The sequence below is a fragment of the Streptomyces rubiginosohelvolus genome (genome assembly GCF_014649875.1).
GTDB classification, from domain to species: domain Bacteria; phylum Actinomycetota; class Actinomycetes; order Streptomycetales; family Streptomycetaceae; genus Streptomyces; species Streptomyces rubiginosohelvolus.
Map to the genome: position 1 here is coordinate 1 of NZ_BMTW01000015.1, position 23,078 is coordinate 23,078.

The following is a 23,078-nucleotide window of genomic DNA, read 5'->3' on the forward strand; positions in this document are numbered from 1 at the left end:
GTGCCGTCGGCGAGCCCGGCCCACAGGATGTCCTGGTTGGCGGCCTCGCGGATCGGCGGGCAGCACTTGAACTCGGTGGCTCCGTCCGGGACTTCCTCGGCGGTGAGGGTGAGGAAGTGCGGGCAGGACTCGACGCTGATACGGACGCCCTCGCGCTTCGCGGCGGCGATCAGCGGCAGCGCGTCGGAGGACGACAGATGCAGGACGTGGACGCGGGCGTTCAGCCGCTTGGCGTGGGCGATGAGCCCTTCGATCGCGGTGTTCTCGGCATCGCGCGGGCGGGAGGCCAGGAAGTCGGCGTACCTCCGCCCGTTTCTCTGCGGGGCCGCGGTCAGGTGGTGCGGGTCCTCGGCGTGCACGATGAGCAGGCCGCCGAAATCGGTGATCTCGCCGAGGGAGTTCGCGAGCTGCTGCTGGTCGAGTTCGGGGAACTCGTCCACCCCTGAGGGTGACAGGAAGCACTTGAAGCCGAACACGCCGGCATCGTGGAGGGGACGCAGGTCCTTGACGTTGTCGGGCAGGGCGCCACCCCAGAAGCCGACGTCCACATGGGCTTTCGTTCGGGCGACCTCCTGCTTGACCCGCAGGTTCTCCACCGTCGTCGTCGGAGGGAGGGAGTTGAGCGGCATGTCGACGATCGTCGTGATCCCACCGGCCGCCGCGGCCCGGGTGGCGGTCCAGAAGCCTTCCCACTCGGTGCGCCCGGGATCGTTCACGTGGACGTGGGTGTCGACGAGACCGGGGAGTACGGCATGGTCGCCGACGTCCTCCAGGCGTGCCGAGGAAGGAACTTGGGCGTCGTAGGGGAGGACCGCGTCGATCGTCCCGCCCGCGACGGCGACCGCAGCCGGGCGGGTGCCCTCGGGGGTGACGACGCGCGTTGAACGCAGAACCAGTTGTACGTCGGGCATGGCAGCCCTCTCTCTTTCTCAGTCGCGACGTCTCGGCGGAGGTCTGGGGTCTGGGTCGGGTGGGGACGGAGAGTCAGCGGGCGAGGGGCGGCCAGTTGACGATCTTCTTGGGCCGGGGCGGAGCGTAGGTGCGCACCTTCGAGGTGGACAGGCCGAGGCGTACGAGGGACTCGGCGATGGTGACCGCGGCGGTGACGCCGTCGACGACGGGCGCCCCGGTCCGTTCGGCGACCCGTTCGGCGAGCCCGGACATGCCTCCGCACCCCAGACAGATCACTTCCGCCCGGTCCTCTTCGACGGCCCGGCCGGCCTCTTCGGCGATGGCGGCGACGGCGGCCTGCTCGTCCCGTTCGAGATCCAGTACGGCGAGGCCGCTGGCCCGCACCGAGGCGCAGCGCTCGCTCAGCCCCGCGGCGTGGAGCCGCTCCTCGATCAGCGGGACGGTGCGGTCGAGGCTGGTGACGACGGAGTAGGTGCGGCCGAGGAACTGCGCTGTGCTCGCGGCCGCCTCGGTGATGTCGACGACCGGGACGTCGAGGAGCTCCTGGAGTCCCTCGCGGCCGTGTTCGCCGTAACCGGCCTGGATGACGGCGTCGAACGGTTCGCGGAAGGCGCGCACCGTCTCCATGACGGCGATGGCCGCGAGATAGCTTTCGTAGTTCCCCTCGACGGACTCCGCCCCGAAGAGCGGGGTGAGGGGGACGATCTCCGTGCCGGGCGAGGCGGCGGACGCCGCCTGCTCACCGATCGACGCGGTGATCGACTCGGTGGTGTTGACGTTGACGACGAGGATGCGCATGATCCGGACTCTCCGCTCGGGGGTCTATTCGGCGGCGACGGCGATGGCCTCACCGTCGACATCGCTCATCGCGGACGTGCGGTCCGCGATGAGGGCGTACAGCGCGGCGGCGAGGACGGCCCCGATGAACCAGGAGAATCCGGCGGCCGCGTGGAAGAACGGGACCAGCGCGATGACGACGGCGAGGGTTGCGCTGGGGGCGAAGGCGGCGATGGCACGGGGGTTGACTCCGCGGCGGTAGTGGTAGTCGCCCGCCGGGTCCTCGGAGTAGAGCGCCGGCACGTTCACCCGGGACCTGCGCAGGAGCCAGTAGTCGGCCATGATCACGCCGAAGAGCGGCCCGAGGAGCGCCCCGAGTCCGCCGAGGAAGTAGTTCACGACGACCGGGCTGTTGTAGAGGTTCCACGGCAGGATGACCAGGCCCGCGACGGCGCTCACGACGCCCGCCCGGCGGAAGTTCAGCCGGCGCGGGAAGAGGTCGATGAGCGCGTAGATCGGCGCCACGAAGTTGGCGAGCAGGTTCACGGCGACCGTCAGGGCGATCAGGGCCAGGGAAGCGGTCGCCAGGAGGAACATGTTCGGAATGGTCCGGACGATGTCCGTGGGGCTGGTGATGACATGCCCGTCGAGTTTGAACTGCGCCCCGCTGAGGACGATCACGATCACCGCGAAGAAGACCATGTTGACCGGGATGCCGATCACGTTGCCCCAGATGATGGAGCCACGGCTCTTGGCGGAGCGGGTGAAGTCGCAGAAGTTCAGCACGAACGTCCCGTAGATCACCACCCACAGGGCGGCTGCCTGCAGGATCTGCAGCCACATCTCGCCGCCCACGAGCGGAGCGTCGACGGAGACGGAGATCGACCAGTCCGCCCGTACGAACATCCAGACGGCGAGGGCGCACATGGTGATGAGGGTGGTGGGGGCGGCGAACGCCATGTACCGCCGGATCATCTGCATGCCGTAGCTCACGATGAGCAGTTGGAGGGCCCACAGGGCGAGGAAGGTGATCCAGCCGAGCGTCGACTGCCCGAGCACGGAGTTCGTGTCGAGATCGCGCAGTCCGGGGAACATCGCGATGAGCAGGGCGCTCAGCACCGCGGAGGCCAGGTAGGTCTGGATGCCGAACCAGGCGATGGCGACGACGCCGCGGACCGCGGCCGGTATCTTCGCGCCCCTGATCCCGAAGGCGATCCGGCTCATGACCGGGAACGGGACGCCTGTCTTGTGGCCCATGAAGCCGGAGAGCGTCAGCAGGAGGAAGAGCAGCACCGACGCCAGCAGGAACGCCGCGAGGATGCCCCACACATTCAGCCCGAGCGCGAAGAGGCCGATCGCGAACGCGTAGTTCCCCAGGCTGTGCACGTCGTTGGCCCAGAGCGTGAAGACGTTGTACGCGCCCCAGCGGCGCCCCTCGCGTTTGGTCGGGGCGAGATCGTAGGTGTAGAGCGTCGAACTGGTCGCACCGTCGCTCGTTTCGGACGGACGCTCCTCCACTGCTGTCATCGATCGGCCCCTCTGCATCCTCGTCAGGGTCGCGACGGAGCCCGTCGTACCGCGCCGGGGGGAAGCGGGCGACGGAGATCCGGGCGACCGGACGTTTGGCTGATTCCACAAAGTGGAAGTTGGTTTCCGCGAGAGGAAACGTAGTTTTCGCCAAAGAGCAACGTCAAGAGGTCAGGGGAAATCTGCTCGCTCTGCGGACCGAATGATTCCGCCGGCGCCCGCGCCGATGGCCGGACGGATCGTCGAGCCACTCGATGCGGCGCACAACGCACAAGGCCGGGGTGTCGGCGACGTGCGCCGACACCCCGGCCTTGTGCCTCGGGAGGAGGGAGGGGGGAGCCCGGTCTCAGGCGAGCAGCTTCGCCTTCGCCTGTTCGTACTCCTCGGCGTTGATCGCGCCCTTGTCCTTGAGCTCGGCGAGCTTCGCCAGGTCGTTCACATGGCCGCCGCTGCCGCCCGAGCCGCCCTCCGTCCCGGCGGCCCGGCGTACGTAGTCACGGAACGCGGCCTCGGAGTCCTTGGCCAGCTTCTCGTCGCGCTCGTGCATGCTGCGTCCGCGGACGATGAGGTAGATCAGCACGCCCACATAGGGCAGCAGGATGACGAGGACCAGCCAGCCCGCCTTGGCCCAGCCGTTCAGGGAGTGGTCCCGGAAGAGGTCCGTGATCACCTTGAACAGCAGGAAGAACCACATGACCCACAGGAACAGGTACAGCATGGTCAGGAAGAGGTTCAGCAGCGGGTAATCGTCCATGGGGGCCTACTCCGATCGCGCGGATGGTCCCTTATTCATACAGCTGGTCCGATTGGTCCGCATCCGGCGATCCGCAGAACGTGCGCGGGCGGATGACTGATGCCCAGCTCCGGTCGCCAGGCCGCCAGGATCTGTGCCGACGGGTCGAACAGCGGGGCCGGCAGCTCCTCGGGCGCGGTCCACCGCCAGGCGCTGATCAGGTGCGGCTCGGTCACCCCGGGTTCGCCGGAGGCGAGCCGTACGACGGCCGCCATGCTGATCCGGTTGATCCCGCCGATCACGTCGTGGACCATCGCGACGACGTCCACGGACGCTTCGTCGACCACCAGGCCCGTCTCCTCGCGCAGCTCCCGGACGGCCGCCGCGGCGATCGACTCGTGCGTCGCGTCGACCTTCCCGCCCGGCAGCTCCCACGTACCGCTGTGATGTCGGCCCAGCAGCACGCGCCCCCGGCCGTCCTCGACGATCACCCCGACCCCGAGGGCCGCCTGGGCCACGGGCGGGTGGGTGTTGCGGGCGGGCTCGGTGACGGGGTCGGCCGACATGGTGCTGGTTCTCCGCTCTCCGGTGCGTGTGCGTGTGCCTGTGCGGTACGCGTACGGGGGACGCGTGCGGACCACCGTAGCGAAACCGCCGGGCCGGACACGCTCAGATCACCAGGCGCAGCGCTCTCTCCGCGATACCTAGCCGCACGCTCTGACCCCAGGTCAGCTCCAGCGCGTCGGACTCCATCCCGTCGCCGAAGACCACGATCCGGTCCGACTCCACGGTCAGCCGCAGCCCCTGCCCGCGCGCCAGTTCGCCCGCCACCCGCGACGTCCCGGTTGCCGGTGACGGCCAGGCCTCGCGTACGAACCACAGGAGGCGCGCGTCGCACGGCCCGGGCAGCGGCAGCGCGCTGCCGCGCTCCAGCCACAACGAGCGGAGCCAGCCGGTCGCGCCCGTGCCGGTGCCGACCAGCACCCCGGAGGACGCCTGGGCCTCGCCGGAGGCGCCCTCGCCGTCGTCGCCCAGGCGGTAGCGGGCCGTCTGGTGGCCGGGCGGCCCGAGGTAGATCTCGTTGAGGGCGATGAGGCGCTGCGTGTCGTCGGCGACGGCCTCGACCATGGTCAGTTCCTCGGCCTGCCCGCCGGCCGCCGTCGCGGCGCGCAGCAGGGCCGCCGCGTCGGCGTGCCGGTGGCGTACCAGGACGCCGGGGTTCCGCCCCGGGGCGGTGTCGATACCCACCACCGGCTGCCCGGCCAGGTACTTCGCGGTGTTGGCGACCAGACCGTCCTGGCCGACCACGACCACCACGTCCTCCGGGGCGAACAGGAAACGGTCCAGGTCCGCCCGTTCCACCCGGGTGGAGCGCCAGGTGAGCGGCACTGCCGCCGCCACCTCGCGCAGTGCCTGCCGGGTGTCCTCGTGGCGGCGGGCCACCGCGTCGATCGAGCGGCCCCGGCTGGACAGGAAGAACGCGGCCTGCCCGTGGGTCCCGTGCCGGGCGAGCAGCTCCTCGTACTCCGTCCGCCGGTGGACGAGCACCGCCCGGGGCGCCAGGCTCACGCTCCCGCCCCGCCTTCCGGACGGCCCAGCTTGGCGAGCAGCCCGGTGAGGACGTCGGGGGAGAGGGTGAGGCTCTCGATGCGCGGCAGGTTCTCCGCGAGCCGGGTCGCCGCCAGGGCGTGCAGCGTGGCCGGGTCGACCTCGCCGTGCACCCGCAGCCAAGCGGCCTGCGCCTCGGCCCGGGCCCCGCCCGTCTCGCGCGCCGCCTCGGCCTCCGCCCGGGCCAGGCGCACCTTGCGGGCCGCCTCCGCCTCGGTCCGTACGCCGTCGGCGGCGGCCTTCTCCTCCGCCTCGCGGCGGGCGTTCGTGCCGCGCTGGTCGACCAACTGCTCCTCGCGCCGGGCCAGTTCGATCTGGCTGGCCAGCTCGTTCTCGGCGATGGCGCGTTCGCGCTCGACGGCAACGGCCCGCCGCTCGTAGGTGGCCCGGTCCGCCTCCTGCTGGATCTGCTCGCGGGCCGGGGTGCGCAGGGCGCGCTCGACCTCGGCCTCGGGGCGGATCGCGACGACGCGCACGGCCACCACGTCGATGCCGGTGGCCGGGAGCCGGGGTTCGGCGGCGAGACCGGTGGCGACCCGTTCGCGTACGGAGGCGACGCCGTCGACCAGGGCCGCGGCCAGCGGGGTGCGGGCCAGGACGTCCAGGGTGTGCTGCTGCGCGGTCTCGGTGAGGAGGGTGGCGATCTGCTCCAGCGGTGCGCCGCGCCAGCTGCCGGTGTCCGGGTCGACGGAGAAGTCGAGCCGGTTCGCCGCCTCGGCCGGATCGCTGATCCGGTAGGTGACGGTGGCCTGCACGGTCACGTCCTGGAAGTCGGCCGTACGGGCGTGGAACGCCATGGCCAGCTCCCGGTCGTCGACCGGCACCTCGGAGAGCGCCGCCGACAGCGACCGGTACCAGAAGCTGAGCCCCTGCCCGTCGTGGGCGAGCCTGCCGCGCTTGTGGTGGCGGATGTGGGCGGTGGGCGCGGAGCGCAGGTGGCGCCAGCCGAAGCGCCGGGTGATGTCGGCCATGATGAGGACCCCCTTGATTTCGTCATGACGACGATAAGGGGTGAGTGTTATTAGAGTCAAGGTGACTATTAAGGAGGGCCGGGGCGGCGGGCGACCGTGTACCTGACCGGGACCTCGCCGCCTCCGTGCACGGCGAGGTCGGCCCCGTTGACGTACGAGGAGAGGTCGCAGGCCAGCCAGAGGCAGGCCCGCGCCACATCGTCCGGCTCCGCCAGTCGCCCCATCGGGACGACGCCCGCCACCGCGTCCCCGTCGTCCTCCCCGTACAGCGCGGCGGCGTTCTCGGTCCGGATGGGGCCCGCCGTGATGTGGTTGATCCTGACTCGCGGCGCCCATTCGAGGGCCAGCGCCCGGGTCAGCCCGAGCAGGCCCGCCTTGGCGGCGGAGTAGGCGGCGGTGCCCGGCTGCGGGGTGTGGGCGGAGACGCTGCCGATGTTGATCACGCTCCCGCCGCCCGGCTGCTCCCGCATCACCAGGTTCGCCGCCTGGGCCGTGTAGAACGGGGCGAGGAGGTTGAGTGCGACCACCTTCTCCACGAAGCGCGGCGAGACCGTGGCCGCGTCGGCGTCCGGGGAGCCGCCGGCGTTGTTCACCAGTACGTCGAGCCGCCCGAACCGCTCGGCGGTGGCGGCGACGACATCCGCCGCCGCCATCGGATCCCGCAGGTCCGCCGCCCGGAACGCCGCCTCGTGCCCGCCCGCCGAGGGCAGGGCGGCCGGAGTCGAGCGTCCGCAGACCAGGACGTCCGCGCCGCTCGCCAGGAAGGCCCTCGCGATCGCGGCCCCCAGGCCCCTGGTGCCGCCGGTGACGAGCACGGCCCGTCCGGTGAAGTCCATCGCGTGGGACTGGTCGTTCATGGTCGGCCCTCCTGCACCAGAATCTACCAAGCGCTTGTTAGGTGCGGTAGGGGAGGAGTGGGTGCGGATACACGGGCGGCCGGTGACCTCCGCAGAGGTCACCGGCCGGCCGGGCGGTGCGCCGCCCCCGTCCCCACGGTGCGGCGCGGGTGGACCGTCCCCATCCGCCGGGACGGGCGGTCCACGTCTGTCAGGACTCCGGCGCTCCCGCCGTGAGCCCGAGGCCCGGGAGGATCGCCAGCTCCACGAACCGGGTCAGATACGCGGCGTCCGCGTAGCGCCCCTCCAGCAGCGGCCGGGCGCGCAGCACGCCGAGCAGCTGGGCCGCCACGAACTCGGCCGCCGGGAGGTCGGCCGCGATCTCGCCGCGCTCCTGGCCCCGCCGGACCATCGCGTCGATCGCCGCGACCTCCGGAAGGATCAGTGCCTCGCGCAGCGCGCACAGCAGCTCCGGGCTCTGCAGCGCGGCGTGGCTGAGGGCGTGCATCAGCGGGGTGTCGCTCCCCGAGGCCTCACCGATCGTCCGCGCGGCCTCCAGTAGATCCCCCGCCAGCGTCCCGGTGTCGATCCTCGGGAGCCGCATCCGCCGGGTGCCGTGCAGCGCGGCCACCACCAGCTCCGGCTTGGAACCCCATTGCCGGTAGAGCGTCGACTTCCCGCAGCGGGTGCGCGAGGCGACGCCCTCCATCGTCAGCGACTCATAACCGCTCTCCCGCAGCAGTTCCAGCACCGCCGCGTACAGCTCCTGCGCCCGCTCCGGTGTGATCTTCGACCGGGGGGAGGAGAGGGCTGACTCCGGTACGGAATCGGGCGACGGCATGGGCTGTACCTCCAGCGGCGGTGCGGTGAGGTTCTCGATACGCCAGTGTACCGATACGCGCGTGTACCGATACGCCGACGTATCGGTACACTGGCGTATCGATACGGCGTGGATCGATGGAACCGGGCCGTCCGCTACCGCTTCGCATCCAAGGGGGCACGGGTGAGACTCGCCCGCACCGAGCCCACGGACCAGGAGCCGGACATACGTGCCCGACCGCCCCTCGTCCGCGAGTTCCTTCTCGTGGCCGGACTCTTTCTGGCCTACAAGTTCGGCCGCCAGGCCGCCAACGGCCATGTCGAGGAGGCGTTCCGCAACGCGGGGAGCGTCTGGGACCTCGAACGTGCCCTGCACCTTCCCGGCGAGGGCGCCGTCCAGGGGCTGCTGCTGCACAGCCAGCCCCTGATCCACGCGGCGAACACCTACTACGCCGTCGTGCACTTCCCGGCCACGGCCCTCTTCCTGATCTGGCTCTACTGGCGCCGTCCCGCCCACTACGTCCGGTCGCGCCGCGTGCTCGCCGCGCTCACTGGGGCGGCCCTGGTGCTGCATCTGCTGTTCCCGCTGGCCCCGCCCCGGATGCTCCCGGCCGCCGGGCTTGTCGACACCGGTCAGGTCTACGGGCCGACGGTGTACGGGCAGACGCCCGCGACCGACACGATGGCGAACCAGTTCGCCGCGATGCCCTCGCTGCACGTCGGCTGGGCCGTGATGGTCGCCCTCGGGCTGATCGCCGCCACCCGCTCCCGGTGGCGCCGGCTGTGGCTGCTGCACCCGGCGATCACCCTGTTCGTTGTCGTGGGCACCGCGAACCACTACTGGCTCGACGCGATCGTCGTCGTGGCGCTGCTCGCCGTCGCCCTCGCCGCGTTCCGGCTGCCCCTGTCCGCCCGGACGGTTCCGGCGCGGCTGCGGGGGCCGGGCGCGCGGGGGAGCGGCGAGGGGGCTCCGATCCCGGCGTACGCGGGGGGCGCGCACCTTGCGGTCTCCGGTGCGTACGAGGGCGGCGTGCGGCCTGCGATCTCCGAGGTGCCCGTGGCCTCCGGGACGTACGCGGGTGGCGCGCGATGAACGCCACCCTGCTCGCCGTCGCGCTCTCCCTCGTCTCCGCCGGCGCCTACGCGGCCGCCGCCGTCGCCCAGTCCCGGCTCGCCGGGCGTACCGAACCCGGCACCGGAGTCCTGCGGATGCTGGGCCGGGGCGCCTGGTGGTCGGCGGTCGGCCTCAACGCGGCGGGCGCGCTGCTGCACGTCGCCGCGCTCAACTACGGCCCGCTCACCCTGGTCCAGCCCCTCGGGGCGCTCACCCTCGTCGTCGCCGTCCCGCTCGGCGCGCGCGCCGCCGGACGCCGGGTCGGCCGTGCCGAGTGGCGGGGCACCGCCCTGACCCTGCTCGGCCTCGGCGCGCTGCTGCTGACCGCGGGCGGCTCCGCCCCGCACGAGACCCTCACCCTTCCCGAGGCCCTCGGCGTGGGCGCGGCCACCATGGCGGTCGTCGCCGGGCTCAGCCGGCCCGGGGCCCGCCCGGGCCTGCGGCACGCGGCGGCGTCCGGGATCACCTCCGGGGTCGCCTCCGCGCTCACCCAGACCCTCACGGTCGCCGTCACCGACCACTCCGGCGGCCCGCTGTTCAGCTGGCGCCTGCTGACGGTGGCGCTGCTCGTCTCCGCCTTCGCGATGGGCGGCCTGCTGCTGTCCCAGACCGCCTACCGGGGCGGGCTCGGCGCACCGCTCGCCGTGGTCACCCTCGCCAACCCGGTCGCCGCCGCCGCGATCGGCCTGGCCCTGCTCGGTGAGCGTCTCCAGGGCGGGCCGGTCAGCCTGGTGCTCGCTCTCCTCGGTACGACGGCGGCCGTGCGCGGGGTGATCCTCCTCAGCCGGGCGCAGGCACGGAACGCGGACCCGGATGAGGTGCCCGAGGGGCCCGCGCCCGTGGATCCGGTGCCCTCGCGGGTCGTCATCGGCAGCCCTCGCCCCGCGGCCGTCCCGGAACCCGTGGCCGTACGGGCGGGCGGCGCGCCGCACCCGTAACGCGGTCCCCGCGGTCAGGCGTCCAGGTCCGCGATCGCCCGGGTCAGCCAGCCGATCCAGAACGTCTCCAGGTCGATGCCGCCCCGCAGCACCAGATGCCGCAGCCGCCCCTCGTCGGTCGTCGGCGGCGGGGTGAAGTCCCGCTCCTCGATCTCCTGGTACTCCGCCAACTGCCGATCGTGCAAAGCCAGATGGCGGCGCAGCTCCGCGCCCATGCCGTGCGCCCCGACGACCGCCGCCGCCCGCATTCGCAGCAGCAGCGGATCGCGGACCGGCCGCGGGTCCTCGGGGAGCGCCACCCAGGCCGCCAGCTCCTCGCGGCCCGCGGGCAGCACCTCGTACTCCTTCTTCTGCCCCCGGGCCGGCGCCGCCGTGGGCAGCGCCCTGATCCGTCCGGCCTGCTCCAGTTTCCCCAGCTCGCGATAGATCTGCTGGTGGGTCGACGACCAGAAGTAGCCGATCGACCGGTCGAACCTGCGGGTCAGTTCCAGACCCGAGGACGGCTTCTCCAGCAGGGCGGTGAGAATCGCGTGCGGCAGTGACATGACGTGCATCCTAAGGACGGGGGTGCGCGGTGGTACGGGCCCCCGGCGGGGCGGGTTCAGAGCGCGGCGGCCAGCTCCGTGCCCTGGCGGATGGCCCGCTTCGCGTCCAGCTCGGCCGCGACGTCCGCGCCGCCGATCAGATGGACCGGGACGGTCCCCGCGCTCAGCTCCTCGTACAGCTCGCGGCGCGGCTCCTGGCCCGCGCACAGCACGACGGTGTCAACCGGCAGCACCCGCGGCTCACCGTCGACGGTGAGGTGGAGGCCCTCGTCGTCGATGAGGTCGTACGAGGCTCCCGCGATCATCTCGACGCCCCGGTGGCGCAGTTCGGTGCGGTGGATCCAGCCCGTCGTCTTGCCGAGCCCCGCGCCGACCTTGGTCGTCCTGCGCTGGACCAGGTGGACCGTGCGCGGCGACTTGGGGCGCTCGGGGGCGCGCAGCCCGCCCCGGTCCTCGTACGCCGTGTCCACGCCCCACTGCCGGAAGAACGTGTCCGCGTCCAGGCTCGCCGCGTCGCCGCCGTCGGTCAGGAACTCCGCGACGTCGAAACCGATGCCGCCCGCGCCGACGATCGCGACCCGGTCGCCCACCGGCGCCCCGTCGCGCAGCACGTCCAGGTAGCTCACGACGTTCGGGTGGTCCGTGCCGGGGATCGCGGGCGTGCGCGGCTCTACGCCGGTGGCCAGCACGATCTCGTCGAAACCGTCCAGCGTGCCGGTGTCGGCCCGGGTGGACAGCCGCACGTCGACGTCCAGCTCCGCCAGCCGCGTACGGAAGTAGCGCAGCGTCTCGTCGAACTCCTCCTTGCCCGGCACCCGGCGGGCCACGTTCAGCTGCCCGCCGATCTCGTCCGCCGTGTCGAACAGGGTCACCGCGTGCCCCCGCTCGGCCGCCGTCACCGAGCACGCGAGGCCCGCCGGACCCGCCCCGACCACGGCGACGCGTTTACGGGTCCGGGTCGGGCTGAGCACCAGCTCGGTCTCGTGGCAGGCGCGCGGATTGACCAGGCAGGAGGTGATCTTGAGGCTGAAGATGTGGTCCAGGCAGGCCTGGTTGCAGCCGATGCACGTGTTGATCGCGTCCGCCCGGCCCGCCGCCGCCTTCGCGACGAACTCCGGGTCGGCCAGGAACGGCCGGGCCATCGAGACCATGTCCGCCCGGCCGGAGGCGAGGATGTCCTCGGCGACCTCGGGGGTGTTGATGCGGTTGCTCGTCACCAGCGGTACGGAGACCGCGCCGCGCACCTTCTCGGTGACCCAGCTGAACGCGCCACGCGGTACGGAGGTGGCGATCGTGGGGATCCGCGCCTCGTGCCAGCCGATGCCGGTGTTGATGATCGTCGCGCCCGCCGCCTCGATCTCCCGCGCGAGCGTCACGACCTCCTCCAGCGTCGAGCCGCCCGGCACCAGGTCCAGCATGGAGAGCCGGTAGATCAGGATGAAGTCGTCGCCGACCCGCTCCCGGACCCGGCGCACGATCTCGATGGGGAGCCGGATGCGGTTCTCGTAACTGCCGCCCCAGCGGTCGGTGCGGTGGTTGGTCGCGGAGACGATGAACTCGTTGATCAGATAGCCCTCGGAGCCCATGATCTCGACGCCGTCGTACCCGGCGAACCGCGCCAGCTCCGCCGCTCGGACGAACTCCTCGATGGTCTCCTCGACCTGCTCGTCGGTGAGCGCGTTCGGGACGAACCCGCTGATCGGGGCCTGGATCGCGCTCGGGGCCACCAGATCCGGGTGGTGCGCGTACCGGCCGAAGTGCAGGATCTGCATCGCGATCCGGCCGCCAGCCGCGTGCACCGCCGAGGTGATCTCCCGGTGCTGCTCCGCCTCCGCCTCGGTCGTCATCTTGGCCCCGCCGGGGAAGGAGCAGGCCCGCTCGCTGGGGGCGATGCCGCCGGTCACCATCAGGCCGACGCCGCCCCGGGCGCGCTCGGCGTAGAACGCGGCCATCCGCTCGAAGCCGCGCTCGGCCTCCTCCAGACCGATGTGCATCGATCCCATGAGCACCCGGTTGGGCAGGGTGGTGAACCCGAGGTCCAGCGGGCTCAGCAGGGTCGGGTAGGGGCTCATCCGGGATCTCCTCCGCAGGGGTCGTCGCGTCAGTTGTAGACCACCCCGAACCGCTTATGCAACAAGTTGCACAATGATCTGCGTCGCACGACGGGCCGTGCGGCGTCCGGCCCGTGCCCCGTACGGCGTAGTCGGCCGCGCCCGCAGGCCACCCGCCGACGAGAGTGGAGCCGTACCCCTGAACCCCCCTGACCCCGGGAGTCCTCATGGTCTGCTTCGAGCGGCGTGATCTCGGTCTGCTCGCCCTGCGCGTCGGCACCGGCGCGGTGCTCGCCGCCCACGGCAGCCAGAAGCTCGCCGGGTGGTTCGGCGGCGGCGGGATCCAGGGCACCACGGCGGCGATGGAGGCGATGGGATTCCACCCGCCCAAGCACAGCGCGGTGGCCGCCGGGCTGGGTGAGGCGGGCGGCGGTGCGCTGCTGGCGCTGGGGCTCGCCACTCCGGCGGCGGGTGCGGCGGCGGCCGGGGCGATGGCCGGTGCGGTGGCCGTCCACGCCCCGGCGGGATTCTTCGCCCAGGGCGGCGGCTACGAGTACCCGGCGTTCCTCGGCTTCACCGCCGCCGCCATCGGCCTGACCGGTCCCGGGCGCTATTCGCTGGACCACGTCACCTGCCATGTGTTCGACCGGCCGTGGATGGTCGCGCTGGCCTTCGCGGGCAGCGCGGCCGCGGCCGCCGCGGTGGTCGGCCGGCGGGCGAAGGGGCAGGCGGCGCAGAAGGAGGAGGCGTCCGGATGAGCGAGGACCCGTCCCGGGCCGCCGATCCGTCGTCGGCGGCCGATCCCTCCCGCGCTGCTGAGCCCTCCCGAGTAGCTGATCCGTCCGGCGCCGCTGATCCCTCCCGGGGCGCTGATCCGGTCGCCGCCGGGCAGGGGCCCCGGCCGGGGCCCGGTCAGGGCGATACGCCGTGGCAGCGCGGCGACGGTCCGGCCGGGCGCGCTCCCGCGCCCGACCCGGACAGCCTCTGGGTGACCGGCGGCGTGCTCTTCGCCGGGGTGCTGATGCTCTGCCAGGGCGTCGTCGCGGCCCTGGAGGGCATCGCGGCCCTGGCCGACGGGGACGTCTACGGCGATGTCGGCGAGTACGTCTACCGCATCAGTCTCACCGGCTGGGGCTGGATCCACCTGGTGCTCGGCGTCTGCGTCGCCGTCACCGGGGCGGGGCTGCTCAAGGGAGCGCGATGGGCCCGGGTGACCGGCATCGTCTTCGCCTCCCTGAACCTCTTCGCGCACTTCCTCTTCCTGCCGTACGCGCCCCTCTGGTCGGTGATCGTCATCGCCCTGGACATCTTCGTGATCTGGGCGCTCGCCGCCTACCGGGACCCGGGCTGGGCGCCCGGGGACGCGCTGCGGCGGCCTTGAGGCCTTCGCTCAGGACCTCTCGCGGCTCAGTGCCCCCGGCCACCACGCCTTCGGCCCGATATCCCGGACCAGCGCCGGAACGAGGAGCGACCGGACGACCAGGGTGTCCAGCAGGACACCGAAGGCCACGATGAACGCGATCTGGACCAGGAACGCCAGCGGGATCACGCCCAGCGCCGCGAAGGTGGCCGCCAGGACGACGCCCGCCGAGGTGATCACCCCGCCGGTCGTGGTCAGTCCGCGCAGGATGCCCTCCCGCGTGCCGTGGCGCAGCGACTCCTCCCGGACCCGGGACATCAGGAAGATGTTGTAGTCGACGCCCAGGGCGACCAGGAACACGAACCCGTACAGCGGAACCGATGAATCCGTGCCGCTGAAGCCGAACACATGGGTGAAGACCAGCGAGGAAATGCCCAGCGTCGCCAGGAAGTTCAGCGCCACCGTCGCCACGAGCAGCACCGGCATCAGCAGCGACCGCAGCAGGAAGACCAGGATCACCAGGATGATCGCCAGAACCACCGGCACGATCAGCATGCGGTCGTCCTCGGCCGTGCGCTGGGTGTCGTACTGCTGCGCGGTGTAGCCGCCGACCAGGGCGTCCGATCCCGGCACCGCGTGGACCGCGGTGCGCAGCGCGGCCACCGCCTCCTTGGCCCCGTCGCTGTCCGCCGCGTCGTCGAGGGTCGCGTCGATACGGACCTTGCCGTCGACGACGAGGGGCTCGCCGCCCGGCCGCCCGCTCGCGCTCACCGGTACGGCCGAGTCCACCCCGTCGGTGCGCTCGGCGGCCTCGGTCACCTGGGGCAGCCGGTCCGCCGCGGCGATGATCACCGCCGGATTGCCCGAGCCACCGGGGAAGTGCTCGCTCAGCGTCTCCTGGGCGGCCACGGACGGCGCGTCGTTCACGAAGATCTCGTCGAGCGGCACGCCCTTGGAGGTGAGCGTCGGAGCGAACGCGGCACAGGCGATCAGGGCCGCCAGGGTGATCGCCCAGACCTTGCGGGGCGACCGGTCGACGAGGGCCGCGACCTTGTGCCAGATGCCGTGGCCACCGGACACCTTGTCCTCGGCGGGCTTGGGCTTCGCCGGCCAGTAGGCGGCCCGGCCCAGCAGGACCAGCGCGGCGGGCAGGAAGGTGAGCGCGCTCAGGACCGAGCAGACGATACCGATCGCGCCCACGGGACCGAGGGCCCGGTTGTTGGTGAGGTCGCTCAGCAGCAGCGCGAGCAGACCGGCCGCGACGGTCGCGGCGCTCGCCGTGATCGGACCGAAGGACTCGCGCAGCGCGACGCGCATCGCGGCGAACCGGTCGCCGTGGACGGCGAGTTCCTCCCGGAACCGGGCGGTGAGCAGCAGCGCGTAGTCCGTCGCCGCGCCGATCACCAGGATCGACAGGATGCCCTGCACCTGACCGTCCACCCGCACGATGTCGTGGTCGGCGAGGACGTAGACGATCGCACAGGACAGACCGAGGGCGAAGACCGCGCCGAGGATGATGACGAAGGGCAGCAGCACACTGCGGTAGACCAGCAGCAGGATGACCAGCACCGTGATCAGGGCGACCCCGAGCAGCAGCCCGTCGATGCCCGCGAAGGCGTCGGACAGATCCGCCTGGCTGGCGGCCGGCCCCGCGAGCTGGACCGTCGTACCGGACACCGAGGCACCGGCCTTGTCGACCTCCTCCAGCACCGTCGGCAGCTCGTCCCCGAGGTCCGGGCTCAGCTGCACGATGCCCTGGAGTGCGAGGCCGTCCTTCGAGGGCAGCGCGGGGGAGGGGGTTCCGACGACGCCCTCGTTCCCGGCGAGCGAGGCGAGGGCGCCGGTGGCGGCCTCGCGCTGCTCGTCGTTCACCGGGGCGTCCTTCTCCGCCGAGGTCCAGACGAGGATGACCGGCAGGGTCTCGTTCTGCTGGAACGCCTTCTGGGCGTCGATGACTTGCGTGGACTCGGCGTTCTGGGGCAGGAAAGCGGCCTGGTCGTTGGTGGCGACCTCGCCGAGCTTCCCGGCGTACGGTCCGAGCCCGCCGCCGATGCCGAGCCAGGCGATCAGCAGGACGACGGGGACCAGCCAGCGGACCGACCGTGCAGGGGTGGGCATGTCTCTCCCGAGGGGTGGAGATATCTCATCGGTGAACAATCTCAATCGCTGAAATACATTACGCGATGGCTCCCCGGGGAGTTCGCACGGGGGTGGAAGGCAGCGTGAGGAGGGTGGCGCAAAAGGGGCGGGGATGTTCAGCGACGCGCCGGGGGGACCTCGGCCAGTTCCTCGTTCATCGCGGCGAGGAAGCGCAGCACGGTCGTCAGTTCGCCCTCGCTGAAGCGCGCCCTGGCCCGCGCCGTGGCCTCGGCGAGGGGCATGAAGTAGTCGCGGGCGACGGTCCGGGCGCTCGGCTCGTAGTACACGTGCACCACACGGCGGTCGGAGCTCTCCCGGGCCCGGCGGATGTGCCCGGCCCGCTCCAGCCGGTCCAGGCAGGCGGTCACCGCACCGGAGGTGAGCCCCAGATGCTCCCGCAGAGCCCCCGGCGTCAGGGGCGACGGGGCGTCGAGGATGGCCCCGAGCGCGCTCACGTCCGTGGGGTGCAGTTGCTGGTTCACCGCGAAACCGTGGGTCATCCGGTTGATCTCGCCGTTCATCCGGCGCAGCTCGACCGCGAAGGCCTGGAGGTCTGCGAGCGGCGCCTCGGAATCCGAGGCGCCGCTCCGGGTCGGTCGGTCGTCGGCGTGTCTCACGCCTTCAGCGTATAGAACCCCCGCTCAGGGGCCACGCGGTGTCCCTAGGACGGCGGCATGAGGACCGTGTCGACGAGGTTCACCGTGGCGTTGGCCGTCGGCACGTCGCCACAGACGATCTTCGAGGAGTCGTTCACCGTGAACTCGGTGCCCGAGCCCTTCGTGGTGAGGTCGCTGCCCTCCAGCGTCTTGAAGGTGCCGTTCTCCATCTGCTGCGTGGTGACCTTCTCGCCCACCACGTGGTACGTCAGCACCTTGGTGAGCTGGGCCTTGTCGTTGAGGAGGGCCTCCAGATCGGCCTGCGGGATTTTTTCGAACGCGGCGTTGGTCGGCGCGAACACCGTGATGTTCTTCGCGTTGTTGAGGGTGTCGACCAAGCCGGCCTTCGTCACCGCGTCGACGAGGGTGGAGAGTTCGGGGTTGTTGGACGCGGCGGTGGCGACCGGGTCCTTCGCCATGCCTTCCAGGCTGCCCGCGCCCTCCTTCGGTACGGAGGCGCAGGCGGGGCCGTACGGGTCGGCGGGGGCCTCGGCCTGTGCCTGCGGGGCGAAGAACGCCAGAGAGGCGGGAAAGGCGAGGGCCGCGGCGGCCGCCGCGGTGCGCTGCAGACGGGTGATCGTCATGATGTCTCCTCCGGCGATCGAGGGGGGTGCGTCGTCACCCCCACGGGTCTTCTCCGTCATCCCCACGCTGACGCGCCTCCGTCCGCTCCGCCTGCCGCGTCGATTCTGCGTCGAAACGGACTTTGCATCTGCGTCGAAACAGACTCCCGGGTCTCACCGGATCGGCCCGGGATCGTCACGCCGTCGATCCAGGACCTTCACCGTGTCGGACCTTCACTGCATTGATCCGCCGCACGGGGGCAACCGGGTGACATGAATAGCCGTTCAGTAACAGCGCAGGGGCGTGGCCAGGCACGGCGTGCCGCGAACAGCAACGCCATGGAAGCGGCGGGCCGCGCCGGGTTCGTCGCCCGCGGAGTGATCTACGTTCTCGTGGGCTTCCTCGCCCTGCGGATCGCGTTCCCCGGAGGCGACAAGAAGCAGGCCGACCGGGGCGGCGCGGTCGCGGAGATAGCCGAGAAGCCCTTCGGGACGGTTCTGCTGTGGGTGCTGGGCATAGCCGTGGCGGGCATGGCGTTGTGGCGCCTGTCCGAAGCGCTGTTCGGCGGCGCCGGACCCGATGAGCACAAGCCGGGCAAGCGGGCCATGGCGGCGGGCCGTGCGGTCTTCTACGCCTTCGTCGCCTTCTCCGTGCTGTCCTTCGCCGCCGGGGACTCCGGTAGCGGCGGCGGTTCCTCCGACCAGCAGTCGCAGGACATCACCGCCAAGGCGCTCGGCTGGCCGGGCGGGCAGTGGATCGTCGGGATCGGTGGTGCCGTGGTGGCCGGTGCGGGCCTCTGGATCGCGGTCCGGGCCCTCATGCGCAAGTACCACAAGCACCTGAAGCTGTCGCAGATGTCCCGCCGGGTCCGCCAGGCCGTGGACTTCACGGGGATGTTCGGCGGAGCGGCGCGCGGCAGCGTCTTCGCCGCGGCGGGCGCCTTCGCCATCGCCGCCGCCATCGAGCACGAGCCTGACAAGTCCAAGGGGATGGACGACACCCTGCGCTCCTTCGCCGACACCCCGGTCGGCCCGTGGCTGCTGGTGCTCATCGCCCTCGGACTGGTCGCCTTCGGCGTGTTCTCCTGGTTCAACGCCCGCTACCGCAAGGTCTGAGCCGATCCGTCCCGCAACGGGCCGCCGGCCGTCGCCCTCCTGCGGGCGGCGGCTTCGGCTGCTGCCTGCTCGGGGTGGCGGCGACGCCAGTACGGGTTGTCGTGCGGCAGGCCGCCGGTCACCCGGCCGTACATCCCGAACGTGAGGATCAGCAGCCCCATCACGAAGCTGAAGATGACGTTGGCCATGCTGAAGTCCAGGATGTTGGCGGACCGGTCCAGGATGAACAGGTGGATGAAGCCGCTGAGCAGGAAGAGCGTGCCGACGGTCATGTTCACCGTGGAGGCGACGTTGCCGCCCACCGCCGCCCCGGCGATCAGGACCGCTCCGACGAGCAGCGAGATCAGACTGAGGAGCCCGTTGGACGTGAGTCCGGCGATCTGGCTGCCATCGGTGTTGAAGAAGCTCAGCTGATTCGCGAAGCCGAGAGAGCCGAACACCATCAGGATCGCGCCGCAGAGCCCCGCGCCGATCCGGTACACCGTCGCCAGCCGGTGGTCGGTGGGCAACTCGTCGCTCAGTTTCATGACCGTCTCCTGTCCCTTGGCGCTTTTCATGACGCTCCTGTCCCGGTGTCTCAGCGAACCGTGTGGGCACGCGCCGGACAACATGCGTCGCTTATGCGTCGTATGGTGGATTTATGGACCCCACAGGTGACCTGCTCCTAGAATCCCCGGCCGACGGGGGTCTGACCACCGGCGCGGTGGCCCGCCTCCTGGGGGTCGCCCCGACGACGCTGCGCTCGTGGGACCGCCGCTACGGCATCGGCCCGGCCGCACGGGAGGACGGCCGGCACCGCCGCTGGACCGGGCCGGACATCGCGGCTCTGCGGAACATGTGCGCCCTGACGAGCGCGGGCCTGCCCCCGGCCGAGGCCGCCCGCACGGTCCTGGCCGGAACGTCCGGCGCGGGAACGTCGAGCACCGGACCGTCCCGCGCGGAAGAGTCGGGCGCCGGGGCGTCCGGCGCCCCGGCCGCGCCCCGCTCGGCGCGCGCTTCCCGGGCTTCCGGGCCGCTTCCGGTCGGCCGGGCCCGCCAGGAGTGCCGCGGTCTGGCCCGGGCCGCGGTCCGGCTCGACGCGCCGGCCCTGGACGAGCTGCTCACGGCGGTGCTCGACCGCTACGGACTCCCGGCCGCCTGGGACGAGGTGATGATGCCGGTGCTGCACGCGGTGGGCCGCAAGTGGGAGACGGCGGGGGAGCGGTACATCGAGGTCGAGCACCTGCTGTCGTGGCACGTCTCCGGCGCACTGCGCGGGGTCACGGCCGGGCGGACGCCGACCCCCGGCGCGGGCCTCGCCCTGCTGGCCTGTGCGCCCGGCGAGACCCATACGCTCGCCCTGGAGGCGCTCGCCGCGACCCTCGCCCAGCAGGGCCTGCCGGTCCGTATGTTCGGTGCCGCCGTGCCCGCCGGGGCGCTGGAGGACGCGATCCGGCGCACCGGCCCCGCCGCGGTGGTGCTCTGGGCGCAGTCCCGGAAGACGGCGAGCCCCGCGCTCGTGGCCCGGCTGGACGCGCTCGAGTGGGGCGTACGCGGCGCGCGCAGGCGTCCCGTCGTCTGCGTGGCCGGACCCGGCTGGGCGGGGCGGCAGCCGCCGGGTGCCCGGCACCTGTCCGGTCTTTCCGACGCGGTGGACACCTTGGCCACGCTCTAGGGGTGTGCGCCCGGCCTGCCGTCAGCCCAGGAAGTCCGCCAGCCCCGTCAGGAGCCGCTCCACATCGTCCGCGTCGTTGTACGCGGACAGCCCGACGCGCAGGCCGCCGCTCTCGCCGAGCCCCAGGTGCCGGGAGGCCTCCAGGGCGTAGAACGACCCCGCGGGCGCGTGCACCCCGGAGCGGGCGAGGGCACGGTAGGCGTCCGTCGCGTCCCGGCCTTCGAAGGTGAGCAGCAGGGTGGGGGTGCGCTCGGCGGCCCGCGAGTGCACCGTCACCCCGCGCAGATCGCGTACCCCCTTCTCGATGCTCTCCCGCAGCGCGGTCTCGTGGGACTCGATCGCCGCGTACGCCGACAGCAGCCGCTCGCGACGCCCCGCGAGCCCACCGGCCGCTACGGTCCCCAGCTCCGCGATGAAGTCCACCGCCGCGCGGGTCCCCGCCATCAACTCGTACGGAAGCGTGCCGAGTTCGAAGCGCTCGGGCACGGCGTCGGTTGACGGCGCCAGCTTGTCCGGGCGGAGGGCGTCGAGCAGTTCCGGCCGGGCGGCCAGCACCCCGTGGTGAGGGCCGAAGAACTTGTACGGGGAGCAGACGAGGAAGTCCGCCCCGAGCCGCGCCAGGTCCACCGCGCGGTGCGCCGTGAGATGGACCGCGTCCACGTACAGCAACGCTCCCCCTTCGTGGGCGAGTCGGGCGACGGCCGGGATGTCGGGCCGGGTGCCGATCAGGTTGGAAGCGCCGGTCACCGCGACCAGCCGGGTCCGCCCGGTGAGCTGCGCTCCGACGGCCTCCGGGGGCAGTTCGCCGGTCGCCGGGTCGAAGTCGGCCCACCGCACCACCGCCCCGACCCGCTCGGCCGCCTGCACCCACGGGCGGATGTTGGCATCGTGGTCCAGCCGGCTGACCACCACCTCGTCCCCCGGCTGCCACGTCCGGGCCAGGGTGCGCGAGAAGTCGTAGGTGAGCTGGGTGGCGCTCCGGCCGAACACGATGCCGCCCGGATCCGCGCCCAGCAGATCCGCCATCGCCTGCCGGAACTCCCGGACGATCCCGTCCGCGTTGACCTCCCCGGGCAGTGTGGAGCCCCGGTTGGACAGCGGGCGGCTCATCGCCTCGCCGATCGCGGCGACGACGGAGGCCGGGGTCTGGGTGCCCCCGGGGCCGTCGAAGTGCGCCGTGCCGGAGCGCAGGGCGGGGAACTGTGCGCGCACCGCGCTGACGTCGTACGACAAGGAGGCTCCTCGGGTCGCTGATGGCTGCCGGATCTCGCCGCGATCATCGCAGGGCGGTGTCCTCCGGCGGAAGGAGCCCGGAGTCCGCCCACCGCGCGTGCCCGTGAGGAGCACGCGGCGACCCCGCCTGCGCGCGGGCGCACGGCTCCTCGCTCCGACGCACGCCCGAGCGTGGGAATTCGCTTCCCGGTGCACCGGAATGCGCCGTCGCCCGGCATCGCGATGATCCTACGAAGTAATTTCTCCGAAACGTGAGCTCGCTCGGTTGTGCGATCCTTTCCGCATCGCTTTCCGTATGGCTTCCGTGAACAAAAGCATCGGTCGAATTCTCTGAGTCGGGCGTGATTAAAGCCGTGGGATCGGGAAATAGATGATCTGGGCTGATGGGGTCGGGGGCATCGGTTCACGCCACGGCCGAATTCCATCGGAGCCGGGTGTCTGAAAGGCATCAGTGCGGGGCCATGGTCGCCCCGGAGTTCACCGAGACTCTCAGGTCTGGTCCGACCTGCGCTGATTCGGAGGAATTGGTCTCTCTCCCAGTTGCGTTCCCTTGTGGGGGTCACCTATGGACGAGCGCGAGCGCGCCGCCGATGGCGAAATTTATTCGGCCGACTATTCGGTTCCCGGGAAGGGGGCGGTAAGGAATTCGGCTGCCCGTATTCTCCGTGCCGCCGCCTACCCCGTTCTCCTCCTCGCGGTCGTGGGCGTTGCGGCGTTCGCATTGCGCCTGCGATGGGATCCGGCGTGGGTCAGCCCACTTTTCCTGGTCGGAGTGATCGCCTATCTGGCGCTCCTGGAGCGGCTGATTCCTTACGACCGGAACTGGCACCCCGGCAAGGACGAATGGCGCTGGTACGGCATCTACTTCCTGCTCACCATGGCCGGAAGCGGACTGGCGCAGCTGCTGGTCGCCCTGGCCGTCGGCCTGATCTCGCCGGAGGAGCCGGCCCACCACCTCGGGGCCGAGATCCCGGGCGCCCTCCTCACCGGTTCGCTGGTGAGCTACGCGGTGCACCGGCTGGGCCACCGGAACGCCCTGCTCTGGCGCCTGCACGGCGTGCACCACGTGCCGGAGAAGGTCAACGTCGCCAACAACGGGGTCAACCACGTGCTGGACATCGTCCTGGCGCAGAGCCTCGTCCAACTGGCCCTGGCCCTCGTCGGCTTCTCGCGCCCCGCTGTCCTGGTGGCCGGACTCTTCGTCGCCGCACAGGGCTACTTCGTCCACGCCAACATCGACGTCCGGATCGGCCCGCTCAACCATCTGCTGGCCAGCCCCGAGCAGCACCGGCTGCACCACAGCACCGATCTGTCCGAAGCCGGCCACTACGGCTCCGACCTGTCGTGCTGGGACCACCTCTTCGGCAGCTTCACCTGGCACCCCGGCCGCGAACCCACCGCCGTCGGCCTGCACGATCCCGCCTCCTTCCCCGGCACCGGCGAGATCCTCGCCGCCCTTCTGCACCCCTGGCGGCGCAGACCGGCCCCGCGCCCCGGCACGGAATGACCGCGGTCCCCACCACGCG

23 protein-coding genes are annotated in these 23,078 nt (G+C 71.8%); 7 read left to right on the top strand and 16 right to left on the bottom strand.

The window, feature by feature from the left end; translation table 11 throughout:
* The 9 genes from allB to IE134_RS26845 all read right to left on the bottom strand — a co-directional run.
* Positions 1-911, bottom strand: a 911-nt coding sequence (gene allB, locus IE134_RS26805) for an allantoinase AllB (protein WP_189431964.1), incomplete at its 3' end; no start/stop codon positions are given.
* Positions 912-984: 73 nt separating this feature from the next.
* On the bottom strand, positions 985-1,710 hold the full coding sequence (locus IE134_RS26810; protein ID WP_189431967.1) for an aspartate/glutamate racemase family protein: 726 nt from the start codon (positions 1,708-1,710) through the stop codon (positions 985-987).
* 24 nt (positions 1,711-1,734) lie between these two features.
* Positions 1,735-3,216, bottom strand: coding sequence for an NCS1 family nucleobase:cation symporter-1 (locus IE134_RS26815; RefSeq protein WP_030719481.1), 1,482 nt, complete (start codon positions 3,214-3,216; stop codon positions 1,735-1,737).
* 346 nt (positions 3,217-3,562) lie between these two features.
* Positions 3,563-3,970, bottom strand: coding sequence for an SHOCT domain-containing protein (locus IE134_RS26820; protein ID WP_030719478.1), 408 nt, complete (start codon positions 3,968-3,970; stop codon positions 3,563-3,565).
* A 35-nt stretch (positions 3,971-4,005) separates the two neighbouring features.
* Entirely contained in the window at positions 4,006-4,515 is a 510-nt protein-coding gene (locus tag IE134_RS26825) for a nucleotide triphosphate diphosphatase NUDT15 (RefSeq protein WP_189431968.1), read from the bottom strand.
* Between the two features lie 103 nt (positions 4,516-4,618).
* Positions 4,619-5,518 (bottom strand): hypothetical protein, encoded by a 900-nt coding sequence (locus IE134_RS26830; protein ID WP_189431970.1) that lies wholly within the window; start codon positions 5,516-5,518, stop codon positions 4,619-4,621.
* Positions 5,515-6,528, bottom strand: coding sequence for an SPFH domain-containing protein (locus IE134_RS26835; protein WP_030719469.1), 1,014 nt, complete (start codon positions 6,526-6,528; stop codon positions 5,515-5,517). The genes IE134_RS26830 and IE134_RS26835 overlap by 4 nt, the downstream gene beginning before the upstream one ends.
* Positions 6,529-6,596: 68 nt before the next feature.
* Positions 6,597-7,385, bottom strand: a complete 789-nt coding sequence (locus tag IE134_RS26840) for an SDR family oxidoreductase (protein ID WP_098019819.1) — start codon at positions 7,383-7,385, stop codon at positions 6,597-6,599.
* Positions 7,386-7,575: 190 nt separating this feature from the next.
* Complete coding sequence (locus IE134_RS26845; RefSeq protein WP_097983498.1) at positions 7,576-8,205, bottom strand: TetR/AcrR family transcriptional regulator; 630 nt, start codon at positions 8,203-8,205, stop codon at positions 7,576-7,578.
* A gap of 162 nt (positions 8,206-8,367) precedes the next feature.
* On the opposite strand from IE134_RS26845, the gene IE134_RS26850 reads away from it, so the two are divergent.
* Together IE134_RS26850 and IE134_RS26855 are read left to right on the top strand one after the other, a co-directional pair.
* Positions 8,368-9,276: a phosphatase PAP2 family protein gene (locus IE134_RS26850; protein ID WP_030719459.1), complete on the top strand. Its 909-nt coding sequence runs from the start codon at positions 8,368-8,370 to the stop codon at positions 9,274-9,276.
* Positions 9,273-10,235, top strand: coding sequence for a DMT family protein (locus IE134_RS26855; protein ID WP_189431971.1), 963 nt, complete (start codon positions 9,273-9,275; stop codon positions 10,233-10,235). The genes IE134_RS26850 and IE134_RS26855 overlap by 4 nt, the downstream gene beginning before the upstream one ends.
* A gap of 14 nt (positions 10,236-10,249) precedes the next feature.
* On the opposite strand, the gene IE134_RS26860 is transcribed toward IE134_RS26855, so the two are convergent.
* Together IE134_RS26860 and IE134_RS26865 are read right to left on the bottom strand one after the other, a co-directional pair.
* A complete protein-coding gene (locus IE134_RS26860; RefSeq protein ID WP_189431973.1) occupies positions 10,250-10,780 on the bottom strand; it encodes a PadR family transcriptional regulator in 531 nt (176 codons plus the stop codon).
* Positions 10,781-10,836: 56 nt separating this feature from the next.
* The gene (locus tag IE134_RS26865) at positions 10,837-12,852 is read right to left on the bottom strand and encodes an NADPH-dependent 2,4-dienoyl-CoA reductase (RefSeq protein ID WP_189431975.1); all 2,016 of its coding nucleotides are present in this window, start codon (positions 12,850-12,852) and stop codon (positions 10,837-10,839) included.
* Positions 12,853-13,058: 206 nt separating this feature from the next.
* Here IE134_RS26865 and IE134_RS26870 point away from each other — a divergent pair, with 206 nt between their 5' ends.
* Both IE134_RS26870 and IE134_RS34555 read left to right on the top strand, forming a co-directional pair.
* On the top strand, positions 13,059-13,589 hold the full coding sequence (locus IE134_RS26870) for a DoxX family protein (protein ID WP_030719448.1): 531 nt from the start codon (positions 13,059-13,061) through the stop codon (positions 13,587-13,589).
* Positions 13,586-14,212: a DUF7144 family membrane protein gene (locus IE134_RS34555; RefSeq protein ID WP_179888331.1), complete on the top strand. Its 627-nt coding sequence runs from the start codon at positions 13,586-13,588 to the stop codon at positions 14,210-14,212. The genes IE134_RS26870 and IE134_RS34555 overlap by 4 nt, the downstream gene beginning before the upstream one ends.
* A gap of 9 nt (positions 14,213-14,221) precedes the next feature.
* Here IE134_RS34555 and IE134_RS26880 read toward each other — a convergent pair whose 3' ends face one another.
* The 3 genes from IE134_RS26880 to IE134_RS26890 form a co-directional block, all read right to left on the bottom strand.
* The gene (locus tag IE134_RS26880; RefSeq protein ID WP_030719444.1) at positions 14,222-16,309 is read right to left on the bottom strand and encodes an MMPL family transporter; all 2,088 of its coding nucleotides are present in this window, start codon (positions 16,307-16,309) and stop codon (positions 14,222-14,224) included.
* A 137-nt stretch (positions 16,310-16,446) separates the two neighbouring features.
* A complete protein-coding gene (locus IE134_RS26885; RefSeq protein ID WP_075263154.1) occupies positions 16,447-16,947 on the bottom strand; it encodes a MarR family winged helix-turn-helix transcriptional regulator in 501 nt (166 codons plus the stop codon).
* Between the two features lie 44 nt (positions 16,948-16,991).
* Complete coding sequence (locus IE134_RS26890; RefSeq protein ID WP_030719439.1) at positions 16,992-17,570, bottom strand: fasciclin domain-containing protein; 579 nt, start codon at positions 17,568-17,570, stop codon at positions 16,992-16,994.
* A gap of 252 nt (positions 17,571-17,822) precedes the next feature.
* Here IE134_RS26890 and IE134_RS26895 point away from each other — a divergent pair, with 252 nt between their 5' ends.
* Positions 17,823-18,665, top strand: coding sequence for a DUF1206 domain-containing protein (locus IE134_RS26895; protein WP_078614492.1), 843 nt, complete (start codon positions 17,823-17,825; stop codon positions 18,663-18,665).
* Here the strand turns inward: IE134_RS26895 and IE134_RS26900 are convergent.
* Positions 18,650-19,192 carry a DUF4383 domain-containing protein gene (locus IE134_RS26900; RefSeq protein WP_075263152.1) on the bottom strand — a complete coding sequence of 181 codons (543 nt, stop codon included), beginning with the start codon at positions 19,190-19,192 and terminating at the stop codon, positions 18,650-18,652. The two genes, IE134_RS26895 and IE134_RS26900, sit on opposite strands and share 16 nt — an antisense overlap.
* Positions 19,193-19,305: 113 nt before the next feature.
* Between IE134_RS26900 and IE134_RS26905 the strand changes: the two genes are divergently transcribed.
* On the top strand, positions 19,306-20,319 hold the full coding sequence (locus IE134_RS26905) for a MerR family transcriptional regulator (protein ID WP_098019822.1): 1,014 nt from the start codon (positions 19,306-19,308) through the stop codon (positions 20,317-20,319).
* 21 nt (positions 20,320-20,340) lie between these two features.
* Here IE134_RS26905 and IE134_RS26910 read toward each other — a convergent pair whose 3' ends face one another.
* Positions 20,341-21,552 carry a cysteine desulfurase-like protein gene (locus IE134_RS26910; RefSeq protein WP_189431977.1) on the bottom strand — a complete coding sequence of 404 codons (1,212 nt, stop codon included), beginning with the start codon at positions 21,550-21,552 and terminating at the stop codon, positions 20,341-20,343.
* A 565-nt stretch (positions 21,553-22,117) separates the two neighbouring features.
* Here IE134_RS26910 and IE134_RS26915 point away from each other — a divergent pair.
* A complete protein-coding gene (locus IE134_RS26915) occupies positions 22,118-23,059 on the top strand; it encodes a sterol desaturase family protein (protein WP_030719427.1) in 942 nt (313 codons plus the stop codon).
* The last annotated feature ends 19 nt before the right edge of the window (positions 23,060-23,078 follow it).

What these genes read in the sequence shown, in the direction of transcription:
- IE134_RS26810 (WP_189431967.1), bottom strand. Translation starts at nt 1,710, where the DNA reads ATGCGCATCCTCGTCGTCAACGTCAACACCACCGAGTCGATCACCGCG.
- IE134_RS26815 (WP_030719481.1), bottom strand. Translation starts at nt 3,216, where the DNA reads ATGACAGCAGTGGAGGAGCGTCCGTCCGAAACGAGCGACGGTGCGACC.
- IE134_RS26820 (WP_030719478.1), bottom strand. Translation starts at nt 3,970, where the DNA reads ATGGACGATTACCCGCTGCTGAACCTCTTCCTGACCATGCTGTACCTG.
- IE134_RS26825 (WP_189431968.1), bottom strand. Translation starts at nt 4,515, where the DNA reads ATGTCGGCCGACCCCGTCACCGAGCCCGCCCGCAACACCCACCCGCCC.
- IE134_RS26835 (WP_030719469.1), bottom strand. Translation starts at nt 6,528, where the DNA reads ATGGCCGACATCACCCGGCGCTTCGGCTGGCGCCACCTGCGCTCCGCG.
- IE134_RS26840 (WP_098019819.1), bottom strand. Translation starts at nt 7,385, where the DNA reads ATGAACGACCAGTCCCACGCGATGGACTTCACCGGACGGGCCGTGCTC.
- IE134_RS26845 (WP_097983498.1), bottom strand. Translation starts at nt 8,205, where the DNA reads ATGCCGTCGCCCGATTCCGTACCGGAGTCAGCCCTCTCCTCCCCCCGG.
- IE134_RS26855 (WP_189431971.1), top strand. Translation starts at nt 9,273, where the DNA reads ATGAACGCCACCCTGCTCGCCGTCGCGCTCTCCCTCGTCTCCGCCGGC.
- IE134_RS26860 (WP_189431973.1), bottom strand. Translation starts at nt 10,780, where the DNA reads ATGTCACTGCCGCACGCGATTCTCACCGCCCTGCTGGAGAAGCCGTCC.
- IE134_RS26865 (WP_189431975.1), bottom strand. Translation starts at nt 12,852, where the DNA reads ATGAGCCCCTACCCGACCCTGCTGAGCCCGCTGGACCTCGGGTTCACC.
- IE134_RS26870 (WP_030719448.1), top strand. Translation starts at nt 13,059, where the DNA reads ATGGTCTGCTTCGAGCGGCGTGATCTCGGTCTGCTCGCCCTGCGCGTC.
- IE134_RS34555 (WP_179888331.1), top strand. Translation starts at nt 13,586, where the DNA reads ATGAGCGAGGACCCGTCCCGGGCCGCCGATCCGTCGTCGGCGGCCGAT.
- IE134_RS26880 (WP_030719444.1), bottom strand. Translation starts at nt 16,309, where the DNA reads ATGCCCACCCCTGCACGGTCGGTCCGCTGGCTGGTCCCCGTCGTCCTG.
- IE134_RS26890 (WP_030719439.1), bottom strand. Translation starts at nt 17,570, where the DNA reads ATGACGATCACCCGTCTGCAGCGCACCGCGGCGGCCGCCGCGGCCCTC.
- IE134_RS26895 (WP_078614492.1), top strand. Translation starts at nt 17,823, where the DNA reads ATGAATAGCCGTTCAGTAACAGCGCAGGGGCGTGGCCAGGCACGGCGT.
- IE134_RS26900 (WP_075263152.1), bottom strand. Translation starts at nt 19,192, where the DNA reads ATGAAACTGAGCGACGAGTTGCCCACCGACCACCGGCTGGCGACGGTG.
- IE134_RS26905 (WP_098019822.1), top strand. Translation starts at nt 19,306, where the DNA reads ATGGACCCCACAGGTGACCTGCTCCTAGAATCCCCGGCCGACGGGGGT.
- IE134_RS26915 (WP_030719427.1), top strand. Translation starts at nt 22,118, where the DNA reads ATGGACGAGCGCGAGCGCGCCGCCGATGGCGAAATTTATTCGGCCGAC.